Genomic DNA, 13,095 nt, shown 5'->3' on the forward strand with positions numbered 1-13,095 from the left:
ATGTGTCATTATATGGTCAATATCATCTGTTAGTTTGAGAATATGGTCAATAGTGATGTACTAAATGGACAATAGCAAAAATGAGAACAGTATAAGAAGGCACGTAAAATTTTACGACCGATAAGCCCAATACTATCAAGCTTATATACTGTCAACTGTCTACTCTTTAGTACATTTTCCTACAATTGTATCTGCATTAATGTTAAGTTCTTACAAAAATAAGCTCATACAAGAATGTCACGACCTTTAGCTTCTTTTAGCGAACAACAAGTAGCAACCAACGCTCAAACGTTATTTTTTGATTCCTACCAATATAACTGATGGGATTTTTTTATAATTTTGCAGGAACATTTTACATGACAATTTTTGATAAATCAGCGCTTGAGCTGAGTAAGCAAACGCTGGCTAAAGTTAACAAGATGAATCTTGCCTTACCTTTAACGCTTATCAGCTCATTATTGATAGTAGGCTGCACTACTGATAGCCGCTCAACACTCACATCAAAAGCATCTTCATCAATAGCGCAACCGCAATCACAGCCACAGCCTTCCTCACCTGTCGCATATACCTATGGAGTGCGTCCGTTTTACCTGATAAATGATATGGATGAAGGACCATTAAAAGAAGAGCTCCAAGCATGCAAAGGGCAATTACCAAGTAAGACAGACTTCTCTATTGCGCATCGAGGTGCGCCATTACAGCTTCCTGAACATACTTATGATAGCTACGTGGCGTCAGCACAAATGGGTGCTGGCATCTTGGAATGTGATGTTGCATTTACCAATGATGGAGAGCTTGTCTGTCGTCATGCCCAAAACGATTTGCACACCACGACTAATATTCTAACCACGCCGCTGGCCAAGCAATGTACCGTACCGCCTGTATTGGATGCTCAGGGTAAACTTACCAATGCCGATAGTATCGAATGTCGCACCTCAGATATCAGTGCCGCTCAATTTAAAACCTTGACGGGTAAGATGGATGCTGCCAATAAAAAAGCAACCAGTATTAGCGAGTATATGAATGCAACCGCACCTTGGCGAACGGACTTGTATTCACAAAATGGTCAGGTATTGACGTTAAAAGAGCATATCGCATTGGCTCGCCAGCTAGGCATGAAGCACACGCCTGAGCTAAAAGCACCAGCCGTGACCATGCCGTTTAATGGCTATCGTTTGAACGATTACCGCCAACAGCTGATAGATACTTATAAGGCAGCGGGCGTGCCTGCAAGCGATGTATTTGCCCAGTCATTCAATATAGAAGATCTGGATTACTGGATCAAAAACGAGCCAGCTTATGGCGCCAATGCCGTCTATCTTATTGATGACAGCAATGAGACCGCTAATAATAAGACATTTGATAAAAACGACGCAAGTACATGGAAGCACTCATTGGCTGATATCAAAGCACGCGGTATCAATACCATTGCACCAGCACTTTGGTTGTTAGTCACTACTGATGGTAAGGGAAATATGCAACCATCAGAATACGCGAAACAAGCCAAAGCCAATGGTCTAAAAATCATTACTTGGTCGATAGAGCGTTCAGGACCATTAACCGATGGTGGCGATTGGTACTATAGCGGTCTTGGAGATGCTATCAACAATGATGGTGATATGATGAATTATATTGATATACTAGCGCAGGATGTCGGTGTCCAAGGCATTTTTTCAGATTGGCCCGCTACGGTGAGCTACTATGCCAACTGCAAAGGTCTTAAATAGATTTAGTCTATTAATAGATAATCACGCTTAGTTTGTATTACCAAGGCCAGCTTATCCATTGAGCTGGCCTTTTTATTAAATGCATTAAAATGATTACCTCACAAACTATCTATTTAGCGCCCTACTTTTCCATTAATTTTTCACACCATTCGGTTCCTAGTAGCAAGAGCAGTCTGCTGTTTTGTGCTACGATAATTTACTAAGATTATAAGATGATGTAGAGACTATGACCCATATTTTACTGGTAGAAGATGATCCTGCGATTGCCATGTCACTCAAAGTTACTTGCAAGCGTGAGGGCTGGCAGATGACGTGGCTCGATAACGCCAGTAGTGTATTACCGATGCTACACAGTAATGAGACACAAGATTTATCGGCTATTATTCTAGATGTTGGGCTGCCCGATGGTGATGGGCTCAGTCTCTGTCAACAGATACGCCATACACCTGATATAGGCCGATTAAAAGATATCCCTGTGGTGTTTTTGACCGCGCGTAGCGATGAGGTTGATCGTATCTTGGGGCTAGAGATGGGCGGCGATGACTACTGCGCCAAGCCTTTTAGCCCTCGTGAGCTGGTCGCACGCCTAAAAGCCATTTGGCGTCGTGAGCAGCTGCTCTTTGAGCAATCAGCGGCCACGGCGGCTGTTACTGAGGCGGCTGAGAACGCAAATCAGGATGTATCTGCCCTTTCATCTAGCAGCACTCCTGCTCACCATCTATCAGGGCAAGCCTTAAGCTTTGAGTGTCAATCTGGCATCTGGCATTACCAGCCGCTCAATTACTCTTTGATGTGGCAAGATACAAAACTGGAGCTGAGTAATACCGAGCGTAAGATTTTATTAACCTTATTACAAGCGCCCAACCAAGTCTTTAGCCGTGAGCAGCTGCTAAATGCGGTAAGCGACTATCCTGATCATCGCCTCGCGCGGACGATAGACAGTCATATCAAATCCATCCGTAAGCAGCTGGCGATCGTCGATCCTAGCCGCGATGTTATCTACACGCATCGCGGTTTGGGATATGCCTTATGCCCAGCTTAGCTCATCCGCTATACTCAATTTATGATATTACTAAAGTGCTAAAGACATGAACGCTCCTGATAAGAGTCATCGTCACCTTGACAAAACACCTGCTAATCAGAGCAATTGGTATGCCAAACTGCACCCCATTGGAACCGCGCAACAAACCCGCAGTCCGAAACGCCTGCTAAATTTGAGCATATTTTTTCGGATTTGGCTTGCAGTCGCATTAGTGCTAAGCATTTGCGGTGTGGTCGCTTTCACGCAGCTGTTTGGCTACGTCAAACCCACCGCCCAACAAGTCATCGAAGACACGTTGCTAGATACCAGTAAACTGCTGGCTGCGACGCTGCAGCTGCCATTGGCATCAGGGCAATTGTACGATGATACTTATCAAGCCACCCTTGATGCGACGCTCAAGCACACTTCAGGCGCGAACTCTACCCTCGAGCCTACCCAAGAATCCTCAAATAATAATAACTCTCGCGTTTATGTAACAGACGCGAATGGCGTGGTCATATATGACTCTTTGCCTACCCCGCTCAATGCCGAAGGTCAGGACTATAGCCGCTGGAATGATGTGTACCTTACGCTGCAGGGGCGCTACGGCGCGAGGAGCACGGCAGATATCGATAGCACTCGTGGTAGCTCTATTATGTATGTAGCGCAGCCTATCATCGATAGCAGAGGTGCCGTGATCGGTGTCGTCAGTGTTGGCAAACCGGTCGATAGTGTGCTGCCGTATCTTGATAATACCCGCAATCGCATGCTCATTACCGCGCTGCTGATGAGCATTGCCGCTCTTATCCTCGCAGGACTGGTGGCATGGTGGCTCAAACAGAGCATTACTTTGGTCACGCACTACACCAATGCCTTAGCTGAAGACACCAAAAAACCCTATTTTTATTTCGGTCATGAGCTCAACAGCTTGACAGATACGATCGAGTCTATGAAACATCGGTTAGAAAACCGCGCCTATGTCACCGACTATGTCCATACCTTGACTCACGAACTCAAAAGCCCGCTAACCGCCATTCGTGCTAGTAGCGAGCTATTAGAAGATGAGCAACTAGATGTAGAAGATCGGCAGATGTTAAACCACTCGGTCGCTGAACAAAGCATCAAAATGCAGCAGCTGATTGATCGTTTATTACTACTGGCCAAGGTCGAGCAACCTACCTTTAAGCTCAATCGGCAACTGACAGCGCTACTGCCAGTATTGCAAACCCTCACAAAAAATAACAGCGCCAAACTACAACAGCAAAACCTACCACCTATCAATATTTATAGTGAGGATAAGTGTGTGACTGACTTGGTCATCGCCGAGGCTCCAATACGGGCTAATGCGTTGACAAACCCGCATGTCTTTGCTGATCCGTTTTGGTTGGTACAAGCGCTACAAAACGTGTTAGATAATGCCATTTATTTTGCCAACACTGAGGTCACCCTTACTGTGTATAGCCACTCTCACGATAGTAGCGACAAAACCGTGACCATTGATATCTTTAATGATGGCAAACCACTGCCCGAATACGCCCTCTCTAAAGCGTTTGATCGCTATTTTAGTCTCTCTCATCAAAGCCTGCAGACCCATCCCTCAACCTATCAAGCACCCGATCAAACCAATCAGACTGCGCCTGATCAGGCTAATACAGCGCTTAAAAAAGGCACGGGTCTGGGCCTCACCTTAGTCAAGCAAGTAATCGAACACCATGGCGGTCATGTGAAGATCAGTAATATCGGCACAGAGCAAGCCTTTGCTAGACATGACAAAAGTCCAAACGCTGGTGTCAGCGTACGCATTACCTTACCGCTGGCTTAAAACACACCCGTTATACCAATTCATCGATTTTTCATCAGAACTGCACAGGATTTCTACTCGCTTGTCTTACGATGACGTTATACACATTCATCACTTATCTTAGGAGTAGAGACCGCATGCCACAGTTATCAATGCATCCATCTATTGTCAAAAACTTAGTGGGGCAAAGCCGTCAGCGCTGTGCTCAGACTTTATCCGGCCAAGGGATAGATAGTATCGCGTTTGGTCATTGGCTTGCCATACCCAGTCAGCAGCTACTATTGATATTTCGGCATCAGCAGTGCGTGGCGATTGATACCTATCCGCTGGCAGCGTAACTGATTGACCACTCACAAAAAAGCCCTTTAGCATTTTTAGTCATGGCACACTAAAGACGCTAAAGGGCTGATACGCTAGATAACTGATACTATCTCACGATATTACGTAATTGAGGAGACCGGCGGCTCGACATCGGCGTTTTGACCACGGTGGCGCAGATAATGATCGAGTAACACAATCGCTAGCATCGCCTCGGCGATCGGGGTGGCACGTACTCCAACGCAAGGATCATGACGACCTTTGGTCAGCATGTCGACAGCTTCGCCTTGGGTATTGATGCTCTTGCCAGCCGTGGTGATACTAGAAGTTGGCTTGAGGGCGATGCTCACGCGGATATCTTGTCCTGATGAAATACCGCCCAAAATACCACCAGCATGATTGGCCGTAAAACCCTCTGGCGTCAGCTCATCACGAGAGCGATGACCGAACTGCCCTGCTACCGCCATACCATCGCCAATCTCCACCCCTTTGACCGCATTGATACTCATCATGGCGTGAGCGATATCCGCATCCAGACGGTCAAATACCGGCTCGCCCAGACCCACAGGCACGCCACTGGCGATCACTTCTAGACGCGCGCCGCAGCTGCTTCCTTCGCGGCGCAGACTGTCTATCAAAGCCTCAAACCGACCAATAGCGTCTTTATCCGCCGTAAAAAACGGATTGCTATTGACAAAGTCCCAATCAATTTGGCTAGTATCAGTGACGCTGCTATATTGATCGCCTATCTGCGTTACATGGCCACGGATTTGCACGCCCAAGCGCTCTTGCAGGTATCTTTTGGCGATAGCACCAGCCGCTACCCGCATCGCCGTCTCACGCGCTGACGAGCGACCGCCACCGCGATAATCGCGAAAGCCGTACTTTATGCTATATGTATAGTCGGCATGACCCGGGCGAAAGGTATCTTTGATATCGCTATAATCTTTGGATTTTTGATTGGTATTTCGAATCAGCAGCCCGATCGAAGTGCCTGTGGTCTTACCTTCAAAGACGCCTGAGAGTATCTCGACTTCATCGGCCTCACGGCGCTGGGTTGAGTATTTAGAGGTGCCTGGCTTGCGGCGATCCAGATCTACCTGCAAATCCTCTGCCGACAGTGCCAAACCAGGTGGCACGCCATCGACAATGGCCATCAATCCAGCGCCATGTGACTCACCGCACGTCGTGACGGTAAAAACCTGCCCAATACTATTGCCTGCCATATCTGTCCTTAAATCCGTAAAATCTATTGCGCTATCCTATTGAGGTGTTGACGCATGGTCGCAGCTTTTATTTGTCATCTAACAGCACCACCTACATACGACTACTGCGCGCTATCCAATAACTGCACATAAGCGGCAAACAGCTCGCGGTTTGCCACCAGCTCATCATAAGTCATGGCAAACACTCCATGACCACCACGAGCAAATTTTAGCCAGTCAAAACTGATATCAGGATAGGCTTGTTTTAGCGCCCATTCACTATCGCCCACCTCGCAGACAAGCAAGCCTTCAGGGCTCAAATAATCTGGCGCTTCAAATAAGATACGATGTACCAAGTCCAAACCGTCTTGACCCGCTGCCAATGCATGCTCAGGCTCATATAAAAACTCAGGCGGCAAATCAGCCATGATGGCAGCATCGACGTACGGCGGGTTGGTGACGATTAGCTCGTACTGGTTTTCAGCAGGTATCTTGGCAAACAAATCTGACTCAATGACATTGATTTGATGACCAAGCTCATGATGATCAACGTTGACCATCGCCACCTCTAGCGCCCCTTTATCGATATCGACTGCATCAACCAGCGCATCGACAAAACGGGTCGCAAGCGCAATGGCAATACAGCCAGAGCCTGTACATAGGTCTAAGATACGCTCAGGCTGTGATAGCTGTTTGACGTCCAAACCATGGTCATAAAATACCGAGGTTTGCTCATTGACATCGACGCCGAGCGGTTTGGCCAGCTCATTGACCTCAAAGTACGGATGAAACTGCTGGCGAATCAGCTCGGCGATGGGCGAGCGCGGGATGAGCACGCGCTCATCGACATAAAACGGTAAATCACAAAAGTACGATAAGTTGATTAAGTAGCTCAACGGTTTGCGCTCAGCGATACGCTCTTCTAATAAGCTCAGCACCAGCTGCTTTTCTGAAGACGTCAGGCGACAATCGAGGATTTGCTCATTGGCCGACCAGTCCAAAGACAAAGAATGTAAGACGATAGCAGAGGCTTCGGCAAACTCATCCGTGGTGCCTTGAGCGACGACCACATCATAATTGCGCAGCTGGGTGACCGAAAAACGGATAAAATCACGAATACTCACAAGCTGCTCACGTGCTTCTGCAAGCTCAGCATGTAAATTGGCAAATTGCTCATGCTCACCGAGCAGACCGGTCTCTAAATCATACGCCATATCACCTTCTGCGACCTGCGCGCCCTCTTCATTGAAGTACTGATTTTGAAACGCTTCTGCGCTCATTGTTTGCTCTTCTGACATATCGCACCTTGCTGATTGCATGCTCACGGATAGCATGCGGATGGATTAAATCGCCTGATAATAAAAGCCGATCTACTAAATAAAAATCTCGTTTACCATTATAGACGCAAACCGTAACTTGCGCCAATACTTGCATTTATACTGTCACATTTATCTTTGTTTCTATTTACTTTTATGTATCAGATTGCCTCAGCAGCTTACTTGGCCGTCTACACATTTTCACTATATTATTGCCCAACTGTAGTGAATACGTCAGCAGTTGACGTTTAGACGTCTTAAGATAGAAAAACATGTATCAAAAGTTTGCGAAGCGCCACAATTATGCGCATAATAACCCCATTAGTAGCAACCACAAGTAATGTCATATGATGAAAAAAAAGCCACTTATTACCGCTATCTCAATCGCTATCATTAGCGCCAGTGTTAGCGCGCTTGCCGCGCCAGATGAGACCGCGCGCACATTGCCAGTACGTACGGCTGAGACCCTACCAAGTCTTGCCCAAAAAGTCAGTCTTGATGTGCAAGAAAACCGGAGTCACGCGATTGAGCCGCGTGCGGCTGAGGCGACGTCCAGCGTCAAGCCAAACAAATCCGCCTCAAGCGATAGCATGACGCAGCTGATTGACTCAAAACAAGCCTCAGATACCGCCCCCAAGGCAAAAACGGCTGATAATATGAGTGCCGCCGATCTGACTTTAAAGGATGAGCAGTCTGAGCGCACAGATGACATCAGTGAAGGCCAAGCCGTTGCTGCGCCCAGCAATATCGATGCTATCGACTCCTCTGACCCGTTGTCTTTTGAGCTACCAGACAACGAAAAACGCCAAGACTTCAGCGACGACCCTACCATCAAAAGCATCGAAGACAAAAACGGTAAGCGCTATACCACGCTGAACTTGTCAAGCTATGCCAAACAAGTCAACGACGCCGTTTGGTCGCCGAACATGAAAGTCAACTCAGCGATGACGATAAAAATGCAGGCACTGCTAGATTGGAACCATGCCTCTCCTGGTCCTATCGATGGTGGCTGGGGTATGAACAGCAAAAAAGCATTGATCAACTTTCAAACCATGAAAGGCTTGCCCGCCACCGGCAGGATGGATCAAAAAACGTGGAATGCCTTAACCAAAAACATCCCCGCCAACAAGCCGGTACTGGTGACTTATACACTAACTGATGACGACATCAAAACCAACTTTGCCACTACACCTGCAGGCTCAGAAGCCAAGTCGAAAATGAAGGGCCTATACTACCAAGACATCAAAGAGATGCTGGCTGAGCGCTTTCATATGGACATTCGCTACTTGGACAAACTCAATAAAAACAAAACCTACAAAGCAGGCGAGACCATCACTGTCCTAAATACCCGCGACCCTCTCAACCAACGGATCAACCGCGTGGTCGCCAACAAAGCCGACAAAACACTGTATGCTTATAATGGTGACAAGCTTGTAGCCACTTATCCGACTACCGTAGGTAGTGACGCCACCCCGTCTCCACAAGGTACCTTCAAAATCATCAATAAGGTCAAGATGCCTTGGTACAAAGCGACTGTCGGTAAAGGCTCGCAGAAAAAAGTACACATGCTGCCACCAGGCCCAAACAACCCAGTCGGCGTCGTATGGATGGGTCTGTCTAAGCCATCATATGGTCTACATGGCTCGCCAAAGCCTGAAGGCATCAGCCGTCAAGCATCAGCAGGCTGTGTGCGTCTGACCAACTGGGATGTGCTCGAGGTATATGCCAATATCGAAAATGGCGCAACCGTCGAGTTAAAATAACTGTTTAACTGGTATTGTATACGCCAAAAAAAAGACCTTGCTTGCAAGGTCTTTTTTTTGGCGTATATAAAACAAGAGGCTTAAAGCAGTGGCTAGGTATAGGTTTGGTGCAAATCCAAAAACAGAAAGTCACCCATTCAGCTAAGATGCGATTACGTATTATAGCCTTCCTCATTACCCGTGATGCTGCCGACTTTTTTGGTAAAAAACAAACCTGCAGGAATAGAGAGCAAAAGACCGGCGACTACCGCGATTTGTACATGCGGAATTTGATTAAAACCTGTCACCAAAGCACCAATGATAAAGACACCGACTGTCACGGTCGCAGCGATTGAGTAAATAACAGAGAATAATGGCCAATTCATGAATTACTCCTTACTTTTTTTGTAGGTATAACTCCTTTATACACTAAATCCACAAAAAAAGTAAGTGTTTCTCACAAACCCTCAGGCCAGTTATAGCAAGTAACAACGGGCAAAGACCTTGCTATTATTAAGGTTTTTATAATAAACCTCTTTATCATTATTGCTACATCATTTTTATACTACCGATTTTTCCTATTGCCACGTCTCTGACTGAGTCCACCGTCCGTAGTTCATAGCCATCAACCGTGTTGCGCTAAATAACCATCCATTACTATCTTCGGTGCTGCCTGCTCTGATGCTGCTCGATGACGACTCGCAAAAAACCCACACATCTGCGGCCATTTATCATTACAATAGCGAGTGTCTTTTTTTGATAGAAAGCTACCTATTATGACGTCTGTTGATAAACAAAAAGCCCACCACTCATCCAGCCACACCGCTGATACAACGGCACCATCTCGCACGGATGAAAGCTTAGAGACGCCAACGACTAAGACAGACACTGATGTCGAACCTACTGTCACTGATGACGCCGAAATAGAAAATAGCGCTGATAACAGTAGAGGTGATGACGATGATAAAGATGACGATATGGCATGTGCCAAACCTCCTGAGTCTAAGATTAGCATGGAGTCCATCGCACCTGATGTCGTCGTTGCGACCTTAGAGACCACGGACCCCGATGCACCATCAGCAAACGACCAGCCAACCTCAGAATCAGAGCCTTTAAACCCTGATGCTGATGCTGAGCAAACGCCGACACAAACAGCCGAGCAAGCCTCTACATCCGTATCTCAGCAACAGACAGATACTAACGCCCTTGACCAAGAATATGATAAAGAAAATGACCAAGGACACGATAACAGCGAAGTAAATGAGGAGCAGCAAAACCCAGAGAATGCTGAGCAACAAACCAAAACTACCGACGCAGAGCAGCTAAAAGCGAGCAAAACAACAGACGAGCCAGCAACAGATGATAGCGACCAGCAAGAGGATGAGATAAAAGAAGAAAAAGAAGCCAAACTAGAGTCTTATAAGCAGTTTGCAGCGGAGCAGTTTAGCAACCAAAAAATCGACTATCCTGAGGTACGGGTAAAGATAGAGGCCAACGCCCTGCCCAGCAGGATGTATTTTATCATGAATATCCTCTCAGCCATCATTGCCAGCTATGGGCTGGTGACCAACTCAGCTGCGGTGGTGATTGGTGCGATGCTGGTGGCTATGATGCTCGGGCCCATCACGGGCGTGGCATTGGCCATTATCGATCACCGGATGCCGCTGCTGCGTAAATCGCTGATTACGGTACTTTTGGGCATCACTTTAGTGTTGATAGTTGGTTTCATCGTCGGCTGGCTGCACAAAGACCAACCTCTCACCGCCGAGATTTTATCGCGTACGCAGCCGACCTCTATGGATTTGATGATTGCCTTAGCAGGTGGCACAGCCGGCGCTTATGCTATGGTATCCCCGCATCTTTCGGTTGCCGTTGTTGGGGTGGCGGTGGCGACTGCTTTGGTACCACCACTGGCCGCCAGCGGGATTTTGTTTGCCAATGGTGAGATGCAGCTAGGCTTTGGCGCGCTGTTACTGGCAGTGACCAACATCATTGCGATTCAGTTTACCAACGCCTTAGTGCTGTGGGTGCTTGGGTTTCGGCGACTGGTCGATGACGACTACAAGTCCAGCAACTACCTGACTTTTTTGCAGCGTAACGCGGTGACGTTGTTATTGTTAGGCGGCCTCGGTACCTATCTAACCATCAACCTACAAACCAACGCCAAGCAGCAAGTGTTTGAAAGCAGTGTCAAAGAAGCCATCAATCGCTATTTTATTGATAAAGGCAACGTGCTGACCAACACTCAGTTTGATAGCACTGAGCAAAACCAAGTGGTCCGCGCTGTCATCCGCGGTGAGACGACACCGAGCGCTTATGACGTGCAGCAAATAGAAACCCGCATCACCCAAGATATGGCAAAAAACTTCCCTGATTATCTGCCGATAAAACTCCAGCTGCGTTACCTACCCGTACAGGTCATTGAGTCCAATCCGCTGACACAAGACAAACTCGACAAAACAGATGCCGCGATTTTGACCAATTCACGCTGAGGGCGTGTAAATCAAACGTATCGGCTGTACTCGATTGCTGACTTCCCAATGCCGTGTTAGTATCTAGGCTTTTTTTTACAGCCTTACTGCCATGCTCTTGTTGTCTGACGCGCAGTCGTCTGTCAATAAAGCATTGAATACTATACTTTGCGCCGCAGCAACAATTCAGGCAGATTAGCCTCACCAACCTAAACTTCAGGGATAGGAGTACATCATAGTGAACAAACAATCTTGGCAAATAGCCGCAGCCTATATGTCAGTAGTCGTTGGCGGTGGTTTTGCCTCTGGCCAAGAAGTCCTTCAGTTTTTTACCGGCTACGGGATAGCAAGTGTTATTGGCACACTGGTTAGTGCCGCGCTGTTTGCTTTTTTGGGTATGCAAATTGCGCGCATGAGCTCAAATATGCAGGCCCACTCACACAAAAAAGTACTGTATACCTTATTTGGTACGCGCGCTGGGTTTGTTGTAGATGTGGTGTTATCATTCTTTTTATTTGGTGTGGGCGTGGTCATGCTGGCTGGTAGTGGTTCCATCTTTACGCAGCAGTACGGTTGGCCACCACTGGTAGGCAGTGTTTTTATGACGGTACTGGTCGTCGCCACACTCTGCTTAAAAGTAAAAGGCATTATCAGGCTAATCAGTATCATCATGCCTGTGCTGCTGCTATTGATATTGGCGATTACCACCTACTCATTTTTTAACAGCACCGCCTCAAGTGAGACGCTAAATAAGGTAGCGCAAGAAATACCTACTATCAGCTCAGACTGGCCGATCTCAAATTGGTTTTTTGGGGCGGTGCTTTATGCCTCATTTAATATCGCGGTTGGCTTTCCTATGCTGGCAGTCATTGGCGGTATGACTCGCTCCGAAAAAACAGCAGCCAGCGGTGGCGCGATGGGCGGGCTCGGCTTGGGCTTGCTAGTATTTTTACTCAATATTGGCCTTTTCGCTAACATCGACACACTCATCGGTGTTGAGATGCCTACTCTAGGACTGGCTTCAAACATCTCACCCGTGTTGGCGATCATCATGTCAGCGACGCTCATTTGTATGATATACAGCACCGCCGTGGGTATGTTTTTTGCCTTTAGTACCCGCTTTGCAACACCAGGGACAAACCGCTTCAAAGCACTTAGCGCGTTTTTTGCTATCGTGGGTCTTGGTTTAAGCCAGCTCGGTTTTAGCACACTCATTAGCACCGTGTATCCCATGCTGGGCATTATTGGTCTCATCATGATCGTGGCTATTATTTGGGTATGGGTACGCAATCGCAAGCAGCCAATACAAGCGCAAGCTCAAACATCAAGTTAGCAGTTGAACGATTCATGCCGTCATTTGCGGTAAGACGTTCACGCTGATTGTTTGTAAATGAAAGCCTCATTGACCTTGGCACAATACCCCAACAGTGATAACTCTTATACCAAGAGCTTGGGCGTTTGTGCTAAAATCGCTTGCAAAATTATTTTACTCAA

Annotated in this window: 10 protein-coding genes; 7 read left to right on the forward strand and 3 right to left on the reverse strand. The window is 47.1% G+C overall.

Going from position 1 to position 13,095, the window contains the following annotated elements:
* Positions 1-356 precede the first annotated feature (356 nt).
* The 4 genes from ACNFVB_RS09230 to ACNFVB_RS09245 all read left to right on the forward strand — a co-directional run bounded on the left by ACNFVB_RS09230 (position 357) and on the right by ACNFVB_RS09245 (position 4,887).
* The gene (locus ACNFVB_RS09230) at positions 357-1,727 is read left to right on the forward strand and encodes a glycerophosphodiester phosphodiesterase family protein (protein WP_288996749.1); all 1,371 of its coding nucleotides are present in this window, start codon (positions 357-359) and stop codon (positions 1,725-1,727) included.
* Between the two features lie 226 nt (positions 1,728-1,953).
* Positions 1,954-2,769 (forward strand): response regulator, encoded by an 816-nt coding sequence (locus tag ACNFVB_RS09235; protein WP_430737293.1) that lies wholly within the window; start codon positions 1,954-1,956, stop codon positions 2,767-2,769.
* A gap of 46 nt (positions 2,770-2,815) precedes the next feature.
* Positions 2,816-4,570, forward strand: coding sequence for a two-component system sensor histidine kinase CreC (gene creC / locus ACNFVB_RS09240; protein ID WP_430737294.1), 1,755 nt, complete (start codon positions 2,816-2,818; stop codon positions 4,568-4,570).
* Between the two features lie 116 nt (positions 4,571-4,686).
* On the forward strand, positions 4,687-4,887 hold the full coding sequence (locus ACNFVB_RS09245; RefSeq protein ID WP_430737295.1) for a hypothetical protein: 201 nt from the start codon (positions 4,687-4,689) through the stop codon (positions 4,885-4,887).
* A gap of 102 nt (positions 4,888-4,989) precedes the next feature.
* On the opposite strand, the gene aroC is transcribed toward ACNFVB_RS09245, so the two are convergent.
* Both aroC and prmB read right to left on the reverse strand, forming a co-directional pair.
* On the reverse strand, positions 4,990-6,093 hold the full coding sequence (gene aroC, locus ACNFVB_RS09250; RefSeq protein WP_430737296.1) for a chorismate synthase: 1,104 nt from the start codon (positions 6,091-6,093) through the stop codon (positions 4,990-4,992).
* Between the two features lie 101 nt (positions 6,094-6,194).
* Positions 6,195-7,370: a 50S ribosomal protein L3 N(5)-glutamine methyltransferase gene (prmB, locus tag ACNFVB_RS09255; RefSeq protein ID WP_430737297.1), complete on the reverse strand. Its 1,176-nt coding sequence runs from the start codon at positions 7,368-7,370 to the stop codon at positions 6,195-6,197.
* Positions 7,371-7,735: 365 nt separating this feature from the next.
* Between prmB and ACNFVB_RS09260 the strand changes: the two genes are divergently transcribed.
* Positions 7,736-9,151 carry a L,D-transpeptidase family protein gene (locus ACNFVB_RS09260; protein ID WP_430737298.1) on the forward strand — a complete coding sequence of 472 codons (1,416 nt, stop codon included), beginning with the start codon at positions 7,736-7,738 and terminating at the stop codon, positions 9,149-9,151.
* Between the two features lie 152 nt (positions 9,152-9,303).
* On the opposite strand, the gene ACNFVB_RS09265 is transcribed toward ACNFVB_RS09260, so the two are convergent.
* Complete coding sequence (locus tag ACNFVB_RS09265) at positions 9,304-9,516, reverse strand: hypothetical protein (protein ID WP_105243791.1); 213 nt, start codon at positions 9,514-9,516, stop codon at positions 9,304-9,306.
* Positions 9,517-9,906: 390 nt separating this feature from the next.
* Between ACNFVB_RS09265 and ACNFVB_RS09270 the strand changes: the two genes are divergently transcribed.
* Both ACNFVB_RS09270 and ACNFVB_RS09275 read left to right on the forward strand, forming a co-directional pair.
* A complete protein-coding gene (locus ACNFVB_RS09270) occupies positions 9,907-11,622 on the forward strand; it encodes a TIGR00341 family protein (RefSeq protein WP_430737299.1) in 1,716 nt (571 codons plus the stop codon).
* Between the two features lie 217 nt (positions 11,623-11,839).
* Positions 11,840-12,934, forward strand: coding sequence for a YkvI family membrane protein (locus ACNFVB_RS09275; protein ID WP_430737300.1), 1,095 nt, complete (start codon positions 11,840-11,842; stop codon positions 12,932-12,934).
* Positions 12,935-13,095: the final 161 nt, after the last annotated feature.

The sequence above is a fragment of the Psychrobacter sp. VH5 genome, from assembly GCF_050572635.1.
In the GTDB taxonomy this organism is placed as follows: Bacteria; Pseudomonadota; Gammaproteobacteria; order Pseudomonadales; family Moraxellaceae; genus Psychrobacter; species Psychrobacter celer.

Bases quoted from the DNA above. Each gene is read 5' to 3' on its own strand.
- creC (WP_430737294.1), top strand. From the start codon at position 2,816: ATGAACGCTCCTGATAAGAGTCATCGTCACCTTGACAAAACACCTGCT.
- ACNFVB_RS09230 (WP_288996749.1), top strand. From the start codon at position 357: ATGACAATTTTTGATAAATCAGCGCTTGAGCTGAGTAAGCAAACGCTG.
- ACNFVB_RS09235 (WP_430737293.1), top strand. From the start codon at position 1,954: ATGACCCATATTTTACTGGTAGAAGATGATCCTGCGATTGCCATGTCA.
- prmB (WP_430737297.1), bottom strand. From the start codon at position 7,370: ATGTCAGAAGAGCAAACAATGAGCGCAGAAGCGTTTCAAAATCAGTAC.
- ACNFVB_RS09260 (WP_430737298.1), top strand. From the start codon at position 7,736: ATGATGAAAAAAAAGCCACTTATTACCGCTATCTCAATCGCTATCATT.
- ACNFVB_RS09265 (WP_105243791.1), bottom strand. From the start codon at position 9,516: ATGAATTGGCCATTATTCTCTGTTATTTACTCAATCGCTGCGACCGTG.
- aroC (WP_430737296.1), bottom strand. From the start codon at position 6,093: ATGGCAGGCAATAGTATTGGGCAGGTTTTTACCGTCACGACGTGCGGT.
- ACNFVB_RS09270 (WP_430737299.1), top strand. From the start codon at position 9,907: ATGACGTCTGTTGATAAACAAAAAGCCCACCACTCATCCAGCCACACC.
- ACNFVB_RS09245 (WP_430737295.1), top strand. From the start codon at position 4,687: ATGCCACAGTTATCAATGCATCCATCTATTGTCAAAAACTTAGTGGGG.